At 28.2% G+C, this 13,318-nt stretch carries 16 protein-coding genes; 9 read left to right on the plus strand and 7 right to left on the minus strand.

Going from position 1 to position 13,318, the window contains the following annotated elements:
* Positions 1-61: 61 nt before the first annotated feature.
* From ABIN73_08525 to ABIN73_08535, 3 genes are read right to left on the minus strand one after another with little or no spacing between them, the layout of a single operon-like run.
* A complete protein-coding gene (locus tag ABIN73_08525) occupies positions 62-595 on the minus strand; it encodes a YbhB/YbcL family Raf kinase inhibitor-like protein (GenBank protein ID MEO0269767.1) in 534 nt (177 codons plus the stop codon).
* 22 nt (positions 596-617) lie between these two features.
* On the minus strand, positions 618-1,517 hold the full coding sequence (era, locus tag ABIN73_08530; protein MEO0269768.1) for a GTPase Era: 900 nt from the start codon (positions 1,515-1,517) through the stop codon (positions 618-620).
* On the minus strand, positions 1,495-2,637 hold the full coding sequence (locus ABIN73_08535; GenBank protein ID MEO0269769.1) for a hypothetical protein: 1,143 nt from the start codon (positions 2,635-2,637) through the stop codon (positions 1,495-1,497). The genes era and ABIN73_08535 overlap by 23 nt, the downstream gene beginning before the upstream one ends.
* Before the next feature lie 41 nt (positions 2,638-2,678).
* Between ABIN73_08535 and ABIN73_08540 the strand changes: the two genes are divergently transcribed.
* From ABIN73_08540 to ABIN73_08580, 9 genes are all read left to right on the plus strand, one after another.
* Positions 2,679-3,521 (plus strand): hypothetical protein, encoded by an 843-nt coding sequence (locus ABIN73_08540; GenBank protein MEO0269770.1) that lies wholly within the window; start codon positions 2,679-2,681, stop codon positions 3,519-3,521.
* Complete coding sequence (locus ABIN73_08545; GenBank protein MEO0269771.1) at positions 3,511-4,875, plus strand: hypothetical protein; 1,365 nt, start codon at positions 3,511-3,513, stop codon at positions 4,873-4,875. Before ABIN73_08540 ends, ABIN73_08545 begins: the two co-directional genes overlap by 11 nt.
* Before the next feature lie 2 nt (positions 4,876-4,877).
* A complete protein-coding gene (locus ABIN73_08550) occupies positions 4,878-5,444 on the plus strand; it encodes an ATP-binding protein (protein ID MEO0269772.1) in 567 nt (188 codons plus the stop codon).
* Positions 5,445-5,493: 49 nt separating this feature from the next.
* Positions 5,494-5,832, plus strand: a complete 339-nt coding sequence (locus tag ABIN73_08555) for a hypothetical protein (protein ID MEO0269773.1) — start codon at positions 5,494-5,496, stop codon at positions 5,830-5,832.
* A 3-nt stretch (positions 5,833-5,835) separates the two neighbouring features.
* Entirely contained in the window at positions 5,836-7,731 is a 1,896-nt protein-coding gene (locus ABIN73_08560) for a V-type ATPase 116kDa subunit family protein (GenBank protein ID MEO0269774.1), read from the plus strand.
* A gap of 148 nt (positions 7,732-7,879) precedes the next feature.
* Positions 7,880-8,074, plus strand: coding sequence for an ATPase (locus tag ABIN73_08565; protein ID MEO0269775.1), 195 nt, complete (start codon positions 7,880-7,882; stop codon positions 8,072-8,074).
* The gene (locus ABIN73_08570) at positions 8,074-8,649 is read left to right on the plus strand and encodes a V-type ATP synthase subunit E (protein MEO0269776.1); all 576 of its coding nucleotides are present in this window, start codon (positions 8,074-8,076) and stop codon (positions 8,647-8,649) included. The genes ABIN73_08565 and ABIN73_08570 overlap by 1 nt, the downstream gene beginning before the upstream one ends.
* Position 8,650: 1 nt before the next feature.
* A complete protein-coding gene (locus tag ABIN73_08575; protein MEO0269777.1) occupies positions 8,651-9,673 on the plus strand; it encodes a V-type ATPase subunit in 1,023 nt (340 codons plus the stop codon).
* Positions 9,670-10,008 (plus strand): V-type ATP synthase subunit F, encoded by a 339-nt coding sequence (locus tag ABIN73_08580; protein ID MEO0269778.1) that lies wholly within the window; start codon positions 9,670-9,672, stop codon positions 10,006-10,008. The genes ABIN73_08575 and ABIN73_08580 overlap by 4 nt, the downstream gene beginning before the upstream one ends.
* On the opposite strand, the gene ABIN73_08585 is transcribed toward ABIN73_08580, so the two are convergent.
* From ABIN73_08585 to ABIN73_08600, 4 genes are all read right to left on the minus strand, one after another.
* Positions 9,994-10,521, minus strand: a complete 528-nt coding sequence (locus tag ABIN73_08585) for a hypothetical protein (GenBank protein MEO0269779.1) — start codon at positions 10,519-10,521, stop codon at positions 9,994-9,996. The genes ABIN73_08580 and ABIN73_08585 overlap by 15 nt on opposite strands.
* 20 nt (positions 10,522-10,541) lie before the next feature.
* Complete coding sequence (locus ABIN73_08590; GenBank protein MEO0269780.1) at positions 10,542-11,072, minus strand: hypothetical protein; 531 nt, start codon at positions 11,070-11,072, stop codon at positions 10,542-10,544.
* Between the two features lie 369 nt (positions 11,073-11,441).
* A complete protein-coding gene (locus ABIN73_08595; protein ID MEO0269781.1) occupies positions 11,442-12,920 on the minus strand; it encodes an FG-GAP-like repeat-containing protein in 1,479 nt (492 codons plus the stop codon).
* Positions 12,883-13,318: FlgD immunoglobulin-like domain containing protein (locus ABIN73_08600; GenBank protein ID MEO0269782.1), on the minus strand; the 436-nt coding region annotated here is incomplete at its 5' end. The genes ABIN73_08595 and ABIN73_08600, both read right to left, overlap by 38 nt.

A 13,318-nucleotide genomic window follows, 5' to 3' on the forward strand; every position in this document is an offset into this window, starting at 1 on the left:
CTTTTAAACTAACCTATCTTTCTTTACCAGCCGTTTTTAAGTCAAAATCTGATAGAAATTTTTATTTAGTTCTCTTATATTTTCCCATCAACTCTCCGTATCCGATTATATGCCCCTCCATTGCTTTTAGAACTTCTTTTTTTGTAGCACCTGGTTTTAAGTCAAGGATAGTGTCAAGGGCGTATATTTTAAAAAAATATCTGTGAGTTCCATAAGGCGGGCATGGTCCCCCATAACCAAGTTTACCCCAGCTATTTTTGCCGTGAATTGCTCCATTTTCAAGTTTTTCAAGAGGTTGAATACCTGGGGATAATTTCTTAACATCTTTAGGTATATTAAAAAGTATCCAGTGATCCCATGTCCCCATTGGTGCATCAGGATCATCACATATAAGAACAAAACTTTTTGTTTCTTCAGGAATTTTTTCCCACTCAAGAGGTGGTGAAATATTTTCACCATCGCAAGTATATTTAACGGGAATCATTTCACCATAACCGAATTCTGAACTTTTTATAATTATTTCAGGATAAACTTGTTTAGAAGTTTTTTTTGATAAACCTCCTAAAATAAATATAGGGATAAAAAAATGCATCATTTAAAACCTCCTTTAAAAAATTTTAACTTATATACCCTATTTTTTTCAAAAAATTAAGGTCGCTTCTCCAGCCTTCTTTTACCTTTACCCATATATCTAAATAAACACTTTTACCAAGTTTTTTCTCTATATCCTTTCTTGCCAAAGTTCCCACCTTCTTGATCTTTTCTCCGCCCTTTCCTATTATAATTCCCTTTTGAGATTCCTTTTCCACATAGATTATAGCCTTTATGTAAACCCTCTTTTCTTCTTCCCTCCACTCCTCAATTTCAACAGCAGAAGAATAGGGAATTTCTTCACCGTAAAGATTAAAAATCTTTTCCCTTATTAATTCTGCAACAAAGAATCTTTCAGGTTTATCGGAAATTTCCTCATCTTCATAAAACTTTTCTCCATAGGGTAATAAATCAACAATTGCCCTTTCTACAATATCTATTCCATCTCCCTGTGATGCTGAGATAGGAATTATTTCTTTAAAAATATTCTCTTTACTATATATATCAATAACAGGTAATAACTCATTTTTGTTTATTGTGTCAATTTTATTAATAATAAGTATAGAAGGTTTCCCTGAACTTTTAATCATATCAATTAGCTTCCTTTCAATACTCCCTATTTCAGGAACAGGCTCAACCATTAAAAGAATAACATCTGTATCCTCTATAACCTTTTTTACTTCTTCAACCATTGTTTTATGTAACTCATATTTAATTTTATCAAGCATCCCTGGAGTATCATAGAAACATATCTGATATTTTGGAGTTGTTTTTATTCCCAGTATATTTACCCTTGTTGTCTGAGGTTTCGGAGTGATTATAGAAACGAATTCTCCTATTAAAGCATTTAATAGGGTAGATTTACCTACATTTGGTCTTCCAACTATTGAAACAAATCCTGATTTAAAATCTTTTCTGGATTCCAAATTTCACCTCCTTTTTTAAAGGGAAAACTTCTTTTTCCACATAATTATACTGTATATAAACGTAGTATTTTTTATTATAAATATAACCTCCTTTAAATTTATTTACAATAAATTTATCCTTTATAAAATAAATACCTTCTGGTTCTAACATAAAATTCTTGTAAATAATTTTAAATTTTAAAAAAAATAAATCAATATTATCACTGAAATTTTGATATTTAATAAAAATTCTATTAAAAAAAACAAATTCAAAAGAAGTTAATTCTAATTTACTTGTCTTTTTTTTATAAAAACTATTACCTTCAAGAAAAAAAACATCAAAGTAATTATCAAAGAATTTTTTATAACTTATATTCAAAAAAATCCTTTCAAAATTTATCTCCATTTGTGAATATAAAAGTGAATTTATTTGGCTTTCCGTATTTTCAAAAATAAATGGAATTGTTTCAAAAATAAATTCATGTTCTCTTATTGAATTAAAAAAATTCACTTTTTTCAAAAAACCTGTTTTAAAGGAAACATTTTTATTTAAATAGAGTATATTAAAAGAAGGAAAAATTTTGTTTTTATTTAAGTATAAATAAAAGGGCAAATAAAAACTTTTTATTTCGGGTATATAATAAATGTAGTAAATAAATTTTTTCAAAAATTTTATTCCAGAGCCAGTTTTTAAATTTTCAAAATATAAGTCCCCTACTAACTCCTCGTCAAAAGTTAAAAATTCCTTAAATTTTTTTTCATAAAATAAAGGAAATTTAAAATTAAAAAAGAATTTTAATTTTTCAAAATTAATCAAATAATTAAATTTAATATCCTGAAAATATTCTGTGTAATTATTAGCATTTCTGAAAAAACCATCTAAACTTATAGTTGTATCAACTCTTTTTTTAAATAGATCAAAACAAAAACTAAAAGAATTAAATTCCCTGTAATTATAATAAGAGAAAAAGAAATAAAATAAGGGAAATCTTTTATTAGCTTCAAAGTCAATGGAATTAAAAAAATTTAAATTGAATTTTAGGCTTTTGTTTAAAATCTGAATGTTTTTCAATCTATTTGAATAATACTCATAAAGAGAGAAAAAATCTTGGGTAAAAATTATAAAAATTAATATTTTCATAATTTTTTGAAGTTTTAAATATAATACTATAAAATTTTAATATGAGAAAAATAATTAAGATATTATTCTTGATATTTATAGGGGGTAAGATATGGGGGCAAATTCTTGTAATAGATGGAATAGGCGACGAAAACATAAATAATAAGATAGAAGAAGTATCTAAGGATAAGTTAGTTTTTATAAAACCAGAAGATTTTAAAAACAGTATCGATGGATATAAATTGATAATCTTACTGGGAGACAGAGCTTTAGAATTTTACAAAAAAAATAACTGGGAAAAACCCTGTGTAGTAGGGTATGTAAAAAATCCAATTTATGAGATTCCGATAACAGGGACAGGTTTAAGGTATGGACTTCCTCACACTCTAATTTTTACAATAATTTCCTCATCTATGAAATGGGTAAAAAGAGTTGGAGTAATTTTACCCTATGAATACTCTGAGTCAAACTATATAGAGGAATTAAAGAGGACTTCAAAAACTTTCAATATAGATATAAAAATTGTTTTTGTTCAGGGAAAACAGATTAAAAAAGCTTTTTCAGAATTATCAGGTATTGATCTTTTTTTACTTTTGCCATGTGAATTTACTTTGGACGAAAATTCTGCAAGATACTTTATTGAAGAATTTACAAATCTTAAAATACCTGTTTTTGGATTTGAAAAAAAACACGCTGTAATGGGAGCTTTAATGAGCTATGATATTGAAAAAAATTATTCAATAGAATTTCTTAACATTGTTAAACTTGTATCAGAAGGAAGAGACCCCTCTACAATTCCAGTAAAATACCCTCAGAACTATGAAATATACATTAAAAAGAAAACAAAGGAAATTTTAAAACTTGAGATTGATAAATTAGCTATTAAAAATGTAAATGAAATTTGAGGAATTAATTTTAAACTGTTTTAATTTAAAAAATGAAATGGAAGCTTTGAAATACATAAAGAATTTTCTTGAAAGGGAAGCAATTGATGCCACTATAAATATAAGAATGAATGGATATGAAATAACAGTTTCTCCATTTAATGATATTTTAATTAAAAAAAGTTCTGATGAAAGAGGTATAAAAACTTTTATAGAAGGAGAACTGGATAAAAAATATGAGGATTTAGTAACATTTCTTTTTTCATATTATATAAAAAAAAGGGAAGATGAGTTAAAAAACAAAATTCAGAATTCTTTAAAAAAAGGGTTGGAAGAAGGTGAAAAATTATTATTTAAGCTTGAAGGATGGGAGAAAAATATACTTGAAACAGATCCCCTTTTCTTTCTTTTTTTGAATTATAAAAACCTCTCAAAAAATTTGGAAGAAAAAAAAGATTTTTATTACACTTTTTCTGATTTAAGCACTTTTACTTTTTTTAAGATTATTAATTGTGAAAGAGAGGAACATCTTAAAGAAATTCTTTACTATACAATAAGAAAGTTATTAATTGAGGATTTTGAGTATTTCTTTTTATTTTTTGAAGATGATATTTTGCCTATCAATTCCCTTTTCTCTTCTTTTTTTATGGATGATTTTTTTTATGATGATTTATGCAGGAATAAAATTAGAAAAAACATAAAACAAATTCAATACAAAAATAAAAAATTATACCTTTTTTATTCAAACCTTATAGAAAAAGAAATAGGAGTTTTAGGAGTGTATACTAACAAGGAAATTAGTAGTGAAATGAATATTTTCTTTGCCTATTTATCTACTATTACCCTTTATTTCTATTTAAAAAGAAATATAAAATTTGCATATAATTTTACAAAAAAGATTCTTCCTGTTATAAACATAAAAGCAGCAATTCTTAAATATAAAAGATATGATGAATTAATTGAAAATTTAACAAAACCTATTCATAAATTTAATATTGTTGAAATCGTAAAGGAGGTATTAAATAGCCTTGACTTTGAAATTGAAAGAAAAAAAATTAAAATAAATATTGAAAAAGAGGAATTTATATGTGAAGGAGATAGGGACCTTTTAAAAATTGCTTTACTAAACTTATTCAAATACTTAATTTCTTTTAACAGGATCAGGGGTTATATGAGCATTTACTTTAGAGAAGGTGAAATACTGATTGAAGATTCTGGAATAGGATTAACAAAGAATGACCTTGAGCTAATTTTAGATCCCCAGGATATAAATGAGCCATTATCCCTTTCTGGAATTATATTTAAAACCCTTGGTTATGATATTCAAATTGATGTGGAAAGGGGGATTGGAAATAGAATAAGAATAATTTTTTAATCATGTTACCAATTTATATGTACGAGTTTTTAAAGAAACTGGACTTTCAAGAAAATCATGAAATAATAAAAAGGGAAATGGCTCGGCTTTTAATTTTACAAAATATAATAGATGGTAAAATTATTCTAAATAATAGAAAAATAAATCTTTATGATTTTATCAATAATTTTTTAGAAAGAGAAAAAGAAGATGGTATTGTTTTTGATTTAAATCTATACTCTCCTCCTCAAATCTTAGAAATAACTACTGATTCAAACTACTTTGATATAATTTTGAAAGAATTGATAGACAATTCAAAGGTTTCCATATCCAAATCAGGTCTTATAAAAATAAATATAAACAAAAAAAATTACACTATTTTAGAAATAATTGACTCAGGAACAGGTATTCCCAAATCTGATATTAAAAAAATTTTTACTCCCTTCTTTGTTACAAATTTTCATCTTTTTAAAGGACACCTTGGGATTGGGCTTTCAATAGTAAGTGGGTTATTAAAATTTATGGGTGCAAAAATTGAAATAAATTCAGAATATTCAAAGGGAACAAAAGTCACTCTCTATTTGATTTAAAGTTTATAAAAAATTTATAATTAACTTTTAAAAATTAAAATAAATCAACATGCATAACCATAAAATCAAAATAAGAGAAAACCTTTTTTACCTCTTGAAAGAAGAGGAGGAGAATTATCCTTTTATTGAAGAAAAAATAAGAGAAAAAGAAGAACTACTTAAAAGGGAAAAACTTGAAGGAGAAAGAATGCTTATTAAATTCAAAGAAGAAATGGAAAAGAAAAAGGAAGAATTGATAAAAGAAGGAATTTTAAAAATAGAAGAAGAATGTGAAAAAATTTATGAAGAGGGAAAGAAAAAAGCTAAAGAACTTATAGAAAATATTGAAAAATATAAGGGGGAGGCACTTAAAGTTTTTGAAGATGTAATTTTTAAAGGAGAAATATAAACTATGGCTACTTTAAGAATGAAAAAAGTCGAAATAATTGGAGAAAAGGAAAAACTTGATAAATTTTTAAGCAAATTACAAGAATTATCAGTTCTTCACATTGAGGATAAAGAACTTGAGGAGAATTTTGAATTTATAAAGCCTGCTATTTCAGAAAAGGAAAAAGAAATCTTAAAAAAGATTGATAGAGCTATCGGTATGATTGAAGAAATAAAAAAGGAGGAGATAATTTTTCCCCATGGGATTGAAAAAATAGAGTTTAAAAACATTGAAGATTTATTGAATAATTTGAATGAAATTTATTTAAAATATCAAAAAATAAAGGAAGAGGAAAAGAAGCTTATTGAAGAGAGAAGTTTATACTTTTCCTTTACAAAAATACTTGAAGTTTTTGAAGAACTTATAGAAAAGGAGGAAATACATATACCTGAAAATTTTGAAGTTAAAGGGCTTCTTTTACCAAGAGAAGAGCTTATTCTTTTATCAAGAATTAAGGAAAACTTTGAAAAGGATTATGGTGAAAAAGTAAAAATATTTGAGAGGGTTATAAAGGGAAATCAAATAGCAATTCTTATAACCTATTCTCCGGAAATTAAAAATGAGTTGAGAGAAAGGTTGTGGAGGGAAGGTTTACCGGAAATAAGTTTACCGGAGGATATTGGAAAACTATCCTTTAAGGAAATGCTTAAATTTTTGAGAAATAAACTTGAAGAAATTCCCAAAAAATTTAAGGAGAATGAATTAAGAAAAAAAATATTTATTGAGAAAAATTTAAATATACTTTTTAACAGTTTCTATATATTGCAGGATATAAGGGATTTATTGAAAATAAAGGAAAAAGGTGTATTTGTTACAAGATACTTTTTTTATTTAGAGGGATTCTTACCTGAAAAGGATATAGAATCTTTGAGAGAAATTTCAAAAGAGGAAAATATTTATTTAAAGGAGACAAATCCTATGAAAGAAGAGTATAAGAGAGTTCCTGTAATACTAAAAAACCCTTCTTTCTTTAAAAATTTTGAGCCTTTTATAGAATTTTTCTCATTACCTGTGTATAGAACTTTTGATCCAACATCTGTTTTGGCGATTTTCTTTCCGGTATATTTTGGATTCATGCTTGGTGATATTGGTTACGGTTTTCTGAGTTTTCTGCTTTTTCTTTTACTTTACTTAAAGTTTAATAAAAATGAATTTATAAAGAGGATAAGTTTTGCATATATTTTAGCAAGTATTTTTACAATTTTATTTGGTTTATTGTATATGGAGATGTTTGGCGATTTGCTTGAAAAAATTGGGTTTAAACCGATTTTTCATAGAATTCATGATGCTAATACATATCTTTTAATTGCAATTAGTTTTGGTTCATTTCAGGTTATACTTGGTCTTATTCTTGGTATTTATAATGCTTTAAATCTTGGGCACGGAAAGCATGCAATAGGTGTTTTTTCCATGTTATTGGGTCTTTTATCACTTCTTTTACTTGCTGGAACAAGTCTTAAGATACTTCCAGGTTATTTATCATCAATTCTTCTTATTCTTCTATTTTTATTTATGATAATGTCCTTTAAGTTTCATGGTCCTGCTGCACCCATTGAAATATTTTCTGCTTTTGGCCATATACTTTCCTTTGCAAGGCTTATGGCTATAGGACTATCTTCTGCAATAATAGCAGTGATAGCAAATAAATTTGTAAGTATACTTCCGTCCATAATGATAGGAATCTTAGTAATGTTTTTATTTCATGTTCTTGCTTTTATACTCGGAATTTTTGACCCGACAATTCAAGGATTAAGGCTTCAATTTGTTGAATTTTTTACAAAATTTTATGAAGCAGGTGGAAGGGAATATAAACCTTTATTTAAAAGATTAAAAGGGGTTCCACTCCCAGAAATAAAATAAAATTATGGAGGTAAAAATGAAAAAAATAAAATTCCTTATGTATACAATATTCTTCATGGTAATCTCATCAGCAATTCTTTTTGCAGAGGAAGTAGCTCATGCTGCACAGGAAGCAGGTGGAGATGACCTTTCAAAACTACTCGCTCATATAGGAGTTGCTCTTGCTGTTGGTATACCTGGTCTTGGAACAGGTTGGGCTCAATCAAGAATTGGTGCAGCAGGTGCAGGAACAATTGCTGAAAGACCTGAAACAGCTATATGGATTATAATAATGCTCGCGATACCTGAAACAACAGTCATACTTGGATTTGTTATAGCCTTTATGCTTATGGGTAAAATTTAATGACTCTTAAGGAATTTGTAAAGAGTAAAATAAATAGAATAATTGAGGAAATTGAAAGGGAAACTTTTTTAGAAATAAAAAAAATTAGAGAAGATTTGGAAAAGGAAAAAGAAACTATAAGAGAAAGAATGTTAAAAGAAGCTGAAAATTTTTTAAAAATAGAAAGGGCTAAAAGAATTGCAGAAATAAAGCTTAAAGCACTAAATGAAGTTTTATTATCAAGAAATACTATTTATGAAAGACTTTTAGATATTTTAAAAGAGGATATAGAAAAGAGAAGGAAAAACGGAACCTATAGAGAATTTTTTGAAAAGCTTTTTTTAGAAGCTCTTACAGATTATGGTGAAAGAGAAGGGAAAATCATCTGTTCTCCAAAAGATTACGAATATACAAGGGAGCTTGTTGAAAAAATGGGACTTCAATTTGAAATTCAAAAAGATGAAAGTATATTTGCAGGTGTTATAATAGAGCGGAAAGATGGTAAAATAAGGGTTTTAAATACTCTTGAATCAAGATTAAAAAAAGCAGAACCATATTTAATGCAGAAACTTTTTAATCAGATTTTTAAAATTTAGTATGGATGATTTTGGGTATATAAATGCAAGGATAAGGGCAAAAAAGGAAAAACTTTTAAAAAGACAGGAAATTGAAGAATTGTTGCAGACTGAAAATTTTGAAAAGTTTGTTGAAAATCTTCAAAAAACGGAATACTCAAGAGATATTGAAAGGGGAGAAATTGATTTAGAAAAAGTATTAAGGGGAATTAACAAAAACTTTTCAGATACAATTAAAGGTATAATGGAATTTTCTTCAGGAAATCCGAAAGAACTTCTATATATTCTCCTTTCAAGGTTTGTTGTGGCAAATATAAGAGCAATTATAAGAGGGAAAATGAGAAATATTAAACCGGAGGATATTGAAACAGCTCTTTTCCCTGTTCTTGAACTTGATGAGCCAAAATTAAAGTCTCTTCTTTCAAAGGAAGAAACCTCAGAAGTTCTTGAATTACTTTTAACTTTTAGAATTCCTCTTCCTTTTGTTATAACAAGTAAATTGATCAAAAAAGTAAGGGAAAAGGATATTGAATTTGTTGAAAATTATTTAGAAAGTTCATATTACAGTTATGCTTTTGGCAAGGTAAAAGGGGGGGATGGCAATAAAGAATTTATAAGGTATATGTTAAATTCTTGGGTTGATCTTAAAAATATAGTAGGTGTTTTGCTTTATTTAAAATACGGTATAAGTCCACTCGGTAAAATTGAGCTTCTACCTTACGGGTTTTTAACTGATAATCAGAGGAAAGCACTTTTAAAGGCTCAGAGTTTAAAGGAGGTTTCAGAAATTTTATTTTCTACGAAATACCGAGAACTTTCAAAGTTAATAACAGAGGGAGATATTATAGGTTTTGAAAAACGTTTTGAGGAGGTATTGAGTTTATGGGCAATAAAGGGTTTTTTAAAGGACCCTTTATCAATTGCTATACCCCTTGCTTACATAATTTCAAAATACAATGAGGTTGTAAATTTGAGAATTATTGCCTTTGGAAAGTATCATGGTTTAGAAACCTATGAAATAAGGAAGGAGATACTTTTAATATGAAGGAAAGAGAAAAAGAGATTAAGGTTCTTGCTTTAACGGAGGAAGGTTATGATGCCGGTTTTAGACTCGCAGGTTGTATTACAAGGAAGGTAAAGGATGAAAAGGAGCTTTCTAAAATTCTGGAGCATTTTATTGAGAACAGTGAGTTTGGAGTGATACTTGTGGAGGAATCTTTATATCAGAAGATAGAGGAGAGAAAGAGGAAAAAGTATGAAGAATTATCTTTTCCTCTTATTATTGGTTTGAATTTAAAACCGGAAGGAAGGATTGATCCTGAGGAGTATATAAGGGAGTTAACGAAAAGGGCAATAGGTTACAGTTTAAAGATAAAATAAAAAAGTTCCTAATTCTATAAGAATTATATAAAAGCGGTCGCGTAAAAAGAAGTATCTGTATCTTTCAGAAAGTGGTATATTTACAGGGTAATCTTGATAGGAAAGGGCAATAAAAAAATCTTTTGATGGAATTTTGTATCTAAATTGTATTAATGGAAATGAAAATACGAATCTGGTATAAAGATTTGGAATATTGAGTGGATAAGGGGAGTAAGAGCCTACATATGTAAAGTTCCCTATACCACTTCCTATTTTCAGTTTTTCATTAAAAAAAGTTTTTGATAATTCAAAGGAAGATATAAATTCAAAGGCGAATTCAGGAGATTTATCTGAGATTTTTTCTATAACTCCTCCGCTTCTAATTAAGAGTGAGCCTCCCATTATAAATTGTCTTAAAGGTTTTTCAATTCTTATTCCAAAAAAGGGGGAATTAATAGGCTGTTCTGGCCAATAAAAAGGTGTAAAATTTATCCAGAAGTTTAAAGAAGTAAAAAGAATTAGGATGAAGTTCATATTATTCCTCCTTTATATATTCATAGGGAAAAGCCCCATTTTAGTAATATTAAATTAAAAAATGGGTAAGGTGGTGTTTTTCCTTTTCCTTTAATAAATGTGCAAAACTTATATGTGATTCCAAGGACAATGGGTGTATTTTGAAATTTATGTTGTATATGGAGAGAAAATGGTGTAACAAAGAAGAAGTTTTTAATAACTGGTGGATAATATTCTGTGGGAAATTTATATATGAAATTGCCTCCTCCGATAGATAGTTCAATTTTCTCATTAAAAAATTTTTTTGAAATTTCAAAAAGAATAATATATTCAAAATTCCAGAATGAGTGGAGAGTGAAGGTGTCCTTTAAGATTGTATCCCTTAATATTTTTGTTTTAACTTTTGAGGATGTCTCAAAAAACCTTGTCATAATTGAGTTTCCTATATAAAATTTTTTAACAGGAAATTCAATACCGATCCCCCAGAATGGTGAATTGGCGTATAGGTTTGGGGAATATATAGAGTATTCATTCCAGAAGTTTATAGAAAGAAATAAACATATAATAAACATTTTAGGTCTTTTTAGAGAGGGGGAATTGAACCCCAAATTTTAAGGACTCCAATTCTTGTAAAAATAGGACTTAAAATTAAAACTCTATCTATATTTTGAATTTCTGAAGAAATTTTCTCCTTTTTCATTTCACCTCCTTATTCAAACTTTTCATTGTAATAACTCCATTATAAAATTTTAATTTAAAATATGATAGAAATGCAAATTTTTCTAATTATCAGTTTATTTGCAGAAATTCTCTGGGGTCTATTCAGAATCGGTAGTGGACTTTTTATAATCCCTACCCTTATCCTCCTTAAGATGAACCAACATTTAACTCACGCAACATCCTTAATCACTTCTTCTACCTGAAAGGAATTTTTAAAAAAATCAATCAATTACCGCTACCTTCTTTACCTCCTTATATTCATCTGTTTTGAACTGGATAAAATAGTTTCCTGCATGAACTTTTTTCCCATTTTCATCTTTTAAATCCCATCTTACTCTGTAATATCCAGCTGATTTCTGCTCATCTGTAAGTTTTCTTATAAATCTCCCGTTTTCATCAAAAACAGAGATTTTCACTTTTGTCCTTAAAGGTAAAGAATAATTTATTTCCACATTATCCTTTGTAAATGTATTTTCTATCCAGAAAGCAAAATCAGAAGGATGTTCTAATCTCTTTTCCTTGGCTATCGCTCGTGCATTTTTATAAATCCTTGTCTCGTATCTTGGAGGTGTTGACCAAGGATCTTCCTGAGAAAAAACAATTTCATCATAACCATCCTGGTCAAAGTCATAACAGAGAACAGCGACTTCCACAAAGTCTGATGGGATATACCCTACCTGAACATAACTGTTATTTCCTATTGCCTTATAGATGTAGACTCCAGATCTTCCTCCTGGTGAAAGGACAATCTCCTCCTTTCCGTCATTATCAAGGTCTCCAACATCTGCTGAATAAAAGAAGAAACCAGCAATATTAAAGGTAAATGTGTAAGTTATTTCATATTGATTATCCCCTGTTGTTTCAAAAACAAAGTATTTTGTAAAATTCATATCTATAGCACTTCCTCCTATTATGAATTCCGGTTTACCATCACCGTCCATATCATTTGCAGATATTCTTTCAATGGAGCTGCCTACAGGTATAGTATCCATAAAAACAAGTTCAAAGGAGTTGTCTCCGGTGCATTCAAAGACTCTTATAGTGTTATACATAGAAACAACAAACTCCATTTTGTTATCTAAATCAAAGTCGCCGAATGCAATCCCATCTCCCATTGTTATCTGGGATTGGTTAAAAATAATTACAAATTGGTTATTATCTATATTTTCATAACCCCTGATATAACTATCATTATCTATCCATATTTCTTTTCTATTATCTTTATCAAGATCAGCAATTACTGCACTAACCTGAATTATAGGACGTGGAGGATTGTCTATCCAAACTATTTGGGTTGGAAAAGAATCATATGATGGAGATTCTTGTATATAAATAGAATCGAAGACTAATTTAGTACACATATCAGTTAAAGAATCAGTATCTGTATCTCCTATTGCCCCTGTAAAATAGCGAAAAGTATCAATAAATTTAACAATATAATTAGTATTTTCTATATTTTCAAAAATTTTTGTATACACATTTTCAATACCTACATAATGCATCACAAGTTCTTTCTTGTTGTTATGATTACAATCATAACCTGCTAATCCTGGTCTATCACATCCCTCAGTCCACCATACATCAACAAATTCTATCCATTCATATGGTCTTTTTGATTGAGGATAAAGAAAGATAAAAAAAATTAAAACTAATAACCTTCTCTTACTTTTCCAAAATAAGTTTGTTTTTAAGGACTCCATTTTCTGTCTTCAGAACAATAAAGTAAACTCCGGATGTTAATTCTTTTCCATCATCACCCTTTCCATCCCATTTCACAGAATAAAATCCAGCACCTCTTTCTCCCTTTTCAAGTATCCTTATCTTCCTTCCAGAAGCATCATAAAAAGAAAGTTCTATATATGATGGCTCTGGCAGTTGATAATAAATTTCTGTTTCACCTTTAAATAGACTTTGTGTATGAAGGAAAAGTTTCCTTGATGGCTTTGATGTATAAGCACTCTGTGGACCACCTTCTGTTTTATCAATAAATTCCCTTATAAATATTCCACTTAAAACAGCAAAATCACCACTTATCCTCCTTATCTTAATATCTATTTTCCCATCAGCATATACATTCTTTGGAATTCTTTTATAAAAC

The organism is candidate division WOR-3 bacterium (assembly GCA_039804025.1).
Taxonomy (GTDB): domain Bacteria; phylum Hydrothermota; class Hydrothermia; order Hydrothermales; family JAJRUZ01; genus JBCNVI01.